Origin of the sequence: Thiococcus pfennigii (genome assembly GCF_016583835.1) — a bacterium.
Classification (GTDB): domain Bacteria; phylum Pseudomonadota; class Gammaproteobacteria; order Chromatiales; family Chromatiaceae; genus Thiococcus; species Thiococcus pfennigii.
The window spans coordinates 1-4,516 of record NZ_NRRW01000111.1 but is presented as its reverse complement, the minus strand read 5'-3'; the positions used below and the strand labels follow the sequence as shown (position 1 = coordinate 4,516).

The 4,516-nt window shown below is 67.5% G+C and carries 5 protein-coding genes; all 5 read left to right on the top strand.

What is annotated here, in order from left to right:
• On the top strand, positions 1-648 hold a 648-nt coding region (locus CKO41_RS18000), incomplete at its 5' end, for a uracil-DNA glycosylase (RefSeq protein WP_200383256.1).
• Positions 649-896: 248 nt separating this feature from the next.
• Positions 897-2,831, top strand: coding sequence for an NADH-quinone oxidoreductase subunit 5 family protein (locus tag CKO41_RS17995; RefSeq protein WP_200383255.1), 1,935 nt, complete (start codon positions 897-899; stop codon positions 2,829-2,831).
• Positions 2,828-3,685, top strand: coding sequence for a respiratory chain complex I subunit 1 family protein (locus tag CKO41_RS17990; RefSeq protein ID WP_200255176.1), 858 nt, complete (start codon positions 2,828-2,830; stop codon positions 3,683-3,685). Before CKO41_RS17995 ends, CKO41_RS17990 begins: the two co-directional genes overlap by 4 nt.
• Positions 3,686-3,693: 8 nt before the next feature.
• Complete coding sequence (locus CKO41_RS17985; protein ID WP_200255178.1) at positions 3,694-4,143, top strand: NADH-quinone oxidoreductase subunit B family protein; 450 nt, start codon at positions 3,694-3,696, stop codon at positions 4,141-4,143.
• Positions 4,140-4,516, top strand: a 377-nt coding sequence (locus tag CKO41_RS17980) for an NADH-quinone oxidoreductase subunit C (RefSeq protein WP_200383254.1), incomplete at its 3' end; no start/stop codon positions are given. The genes CKO41_RS17985 and CKO41_RS17980, both read left to right, overlap by 4 nt.

Below are 4,516 nucleotides of genomic sequence, written 5' to 3'. Positions count from 1 at the left end.
GCCCCCGCGGCGCCCCCCGCCGGCGGGCGCGCCGCCGAGATCGCGACGCTCGACTGGGACGGACTGCGCCGCGCCGTCGCGGGCTGCCGCGCCTGCGCCCTCTGCGAGACCCGCACCCAGACCGTCTTCGGCGTCGGCGACCCCCGTGCCGACCTGATGCTGATCGGCGAGGCGCCGGGGGCCGATGAGGACCGCGCCGGCGAGCCCTTCGTCGGGCGGGCCGGCCAATTGCTCAACCGGATGCTCCAGGCGATCGGGCTCGATCGCGGGCAGGTCTTCATCGCCAACATCCTCAAGTGCCGCCCGCCCGGCAACCGCGACCCGCAGCCGGAGGAGGCGGCCTGCTGCGAGCCCTTCCTGCTGCGCCAGATCGCGCTCCTCTCGCCGAAGGTGATCCTCGCGCTCGGGCGCGTCTCGGCCCAAAGCCTGCTGCGCACCGACGCCCCGATCGGCCGGCTGCGCGGGCGCTGGCACCGCTTCGCCGACACCGAGGTGCCCCTCTACGTCACCTACCACCCCGCCTACCTGCTGCGCTCGCCGGCCCAGAAGGCCGCCGCCTGGCAGGACCTGCAGGCGGTGCGCCGCGGCCTGCCGCCGACCACCGGGGCCGCCATGGACCAGGTGACGGCCGAAGATGGACAGATTTAATCCTTTGTATTTGTATGTAAAATTGGCTTGACGTCAATCACCATTGACAGCAGAATCCGGCCACTGTGAGTGAAAAAGGGATGACGCTCGCCAGCCCATCGCCAGCGCTCCGCCCGTCGCCCTGATCGCCCGATCCTCCGGCCTCCGCGACCCGCGCCCCGCATGACGTCCGGCACCGCGCGCGCCCCGACCCCGCTCATCGACACCCTGGTCCCACTATCCGCAACACCAATTAGAAGGACTGGATCATGCTGTTGATCGCGTTCCTGATCGGCTTTCCGGCGCTCGTCGCGCTGGCGGTCGCCGTCGCGCCGACCGCGGACCTGCGCAGCCAGCTGGTGCGCTGGTCGGCGGTGGCCCTGGCGGTCGGCTCCGCCGTCCTGGCGGCCGCCTATTTCCGCTCCGAACCCCTGTACTTCAGCGTCGGCGAGGGCTTGCGCCAACTGCTCGACCTGGCCTTCATGATCGGCGGCCTGGTCGTCGCGGCGGTGCTGCTCTTCTCGTGTCGCCGCGTCAAGGGCAAGGAGTGGGCGATCCCGGCGCTGATCGTCCTGCAGACCAGCCTGATCCTGGTCGCCGAGCTCGGCCCGGCACACCCGGTCGTCGAGAACCCCTTCTACGTCGACGGCTTCTCGCTCCTGATGGTCCTGATCATCGGGCTCGTCGGCGGGCTGATCACCCTCTACGCGATCCGCTACATGCGCGACTATCACGCGCACGCCAACGGCGTCGCCGATCGCCAGCCGGCCTTCTTCGCCGTCGTCTTCCTGTTCTTCACGGCGATGTTCGGCATCGTCCTGACCAACCACATCACCGGGCTGTTCTTCTTCTGGGAGATCACGACCTTCTGCTCGTTCTGGCTGATCTCCTACTCGGGCACCGACGAGGCGATCAGGAACGGCTACCGGGCGCTGGCCCTGAACCTGATCGGCGGGGTCTGCTTCGCCGCCGGCATCGTCTGGATGACCTACAGCCCGGACCTGCGCACCTGGGAGCTCGACACGCTGATCGCCAGCGGTGGCGCCGTCGCCCTGATCCCGGCCGCGCTGATCGCCGTCGCCGGCCTGACCAAGGCCGCCCAGATGCCGTTCCACAGCTGGCTGCTCGGGGCCATGGTGGCCCCCACCCCGGTCTCGGCCCTGCTGCACTCGAGCACGATGGTCAAGGCCGGCGTCTTCATCCTGGTCAAGCTCGCCCCCGTCTTCCACGGTACCGTGCCGGGGCTGCTGCTCGCGCTGATCGGCGGCGTCACCTTCCTCGCCACCTCGCTGATCGCCATCAACCAGCGCAACGCCAAGCTGGTGCTCGCCTACTCGACGATCGCCAACCTCGGCCTGATCGTGATGTGCGCCGGCGTCGGCACGACGGCGACCCTCTGGGCCGCGATCCTGCTGATCCTCTTCCACGCCGTGGCCAAGGCGCTGCTGTTCCTGAGCGTCGGCTCGACCGAGCACCTGATCGGCAGCCGCGACATCGAGGACATGGAAGGGCTGGTCTACCGCCAGCCGATCCTCGCGATGACCTTGATGGTCGGCATGCTCGGCATGTTCCTCGCGCCTTTCGGCATGCTGATCAGCAAGTACACCTGCTTCAAGGCCTTCCTGACCGTGGATGTCTTCCCCGGCGGCGGGGTCCTGCTGCTGGTGATCCTGGCCTTCGGCAGCGCCCCGACCCTGTTCTTCTGGACCAAGTGGATGGGCAAGCTGGTGGCGATGCCGCGGCGCGAGCAACCGCGCATCGGCGCCGTCCCCGGCGAGGAGTCCTTCGCCCTGCTCGTGCTGACGGCGGCCACCTACATCTCGTGCGTCCTCTTCCCGGTCGTCGACTGGGCCTTCATCCAGCCCTTCACGCACGACCTGATGATGTCCGGCCTGATCCCGGTCGGCGACGACTCGACGCCCTGGGAGACGGTCCTGATGATGACCCTGATGCTCGGCGGGCTGTTCCTGCTGCCGCTGCTGTTCTGGCTGCGCCCACCGAAGTTCACGCCCATCAGCGGCTACCTGTCCGGGGCCAACGTCGCCGGCAGCGCCTCCTACCGCGGCGCCATGGGCGCCGAGCGCGAGGTCGCGGCCCGCGGCTACTACCTCACCACGCTGATCGATGAGCAGCGCCTCACCCGCCAAGGGGTGTTGGCCGCTGGAGCCCTGACAATCGCCATGTTGGCCGGTACCCTCGCATGAGCTACGAAACTTTGGCACTCGCCGCCGCCTTCATCGTCCTCGGCCCCCTCGTCGGCGGCCTCCTCGCCGGCATCGACCGTCGTCTGACGGCGCGGATGCAGTCGCGCCAGGGGCCGCCGATCCTCCAGCCCTTCTACGACGTCTTGAAGCTGTTCGAGAAGGACACCACCATCGTCACCAGCCTCCAGACCCTCTACGTCTGGTGCTTCCTGTTCTTCATGGTGATCTCCGGGGTGATCCTCTACCTGGGGGGCGATCTGCTGATCAGCCTGTTCGCGCTGACCGTCTCCGGCATCTTCCTGGTCCTCACGGCCGAGTCGACCAACTCGCCGTACAGCAAGATCGGCTCGGCCCGCGAGCTGGTGCTGATGATGGCCTACGAGCCGATGCTGATCATGGTCCCGCTCGGCTTCTTCCTGGTCGCCGGCAGCTTCCGGGCCGCCGACATCGCCGCCGGCGACCCGAGCCAGGTCATCCAGCTCCTCGGCGTACTGATCGGCTTCCTGTTCATCCTGACGATCAAGCTGCGCAAGTCGCCGTTCGATCTCAGCAGCTCGCACCACGGCCATCAGGAGCTGGTCAAGGGCCTGACGACGGACATCACCGGCAGCGACCTGGCCCTGGTCGAGATCGGCCACTGGTACGAGAACGTGATCCTGCTCGGCTGGCTGTACCTCTTCTTCGCCCCGCTGGGCGTGCTCTGGGCGCTGCCGATCGCGCTCGTCCTGTTCTTCGCCGAGGTCCTCGTCGACAACACCAACGCACGCCTGAAATGGGGGACGACCGTGAAGGCCTCCTGGTGGGTCGCCGGCCTGTTCGGTGTGACCAACCTCCTGGTGCTGCCCTTTATCTGAGCCGAATCATGAGCTTCCTCAAAAAATCCCCGTGGATCCTCCATTACGCAGCGACCAGCTGCAATGGCTGCGATATCGAGGTGCTGGCCTGCCTGACGCCCCTCTACGACGTCGAGCGGTTCGGCATCATCAACACCGGCAACCCGAAGCACGCCGACATCCTGATGGTGACCGGCTCGGTCAACGAGGAGTCGCGCAAGGTGCTGGAGAACCTCTACGCCCAGATGCCCGACCCGAAGGCGGTCATCGCCATCGGCGCCTGCGCGCTGAGCGGCGGCATCTTCCGGGATGCCTACAACGTCTACGCCGGCATCGACCAGGTGATCCCGGTCGACGTCTACGTGCCCGGCTGCGCGGCGCGCCCGGAGAGCATCATCGACGGCGTCGTGCAGGCCCTCGGCATCCTCGAGGAGCGCGGCAAGCAGCGTAAACGGCAACGCAAGGTGGCACTGTCATGAGTCTGCCCGAAGAATTCCAAGAGATCGGCCTGGACCGATGGCTGGAGACGGCCCAGCGGCATCAGGCCGAGGGCTACCGCCTGGTCCAGATGACCGGCACCGCCCGACCCGAGCACTTCGAGATCATGGTCAGCTACGACAAGGGCCTCGAGTGCCGCAACTACCGGGTGTTCGTGCCCAAGGAGACGCCCGAGCTGCCGAGCATCAGCGGCATCTTCGCCGGCGCCTTCACCTACGAGAACGAGCTCAAGGACCTGTTCGGTTTCGCGATCCCGGGCCTCACCATCGACTACGGCGGCAATTTCCTCCGCACCAAGGTCAAGATCCCGTTCGCCGGGGCCGTGACCGCGACCAAGGAGCCCCCCGCCAAGCC

What these genes read in the sequence shown, in the direction of transcription:
- CKO41_RS17995 (WP_200383255.1), top strand. Translation starts at nt 897, where the DNA reads ATGCTGTTGATCGCGTTCCTGATCGGCTTTCCGGCGCTCGTCGCGCTG.
- CKO41_RS17990 (WP_200255176.1), top strand. Translation starts at nt 2,828, where the DNA reads ATGAGCTACGAAACTTTGGCACTCGCCGCCGCCTTCATCGTCCTCGGC.
- CKO41_RS17985 (WP_200255178.1), top strand. Translation starts at nt 3,694, where the DNA reads ATGAGCTTCCTCAAAAAATCCCCGTGGATCCTCCATTACGCAGCGACC.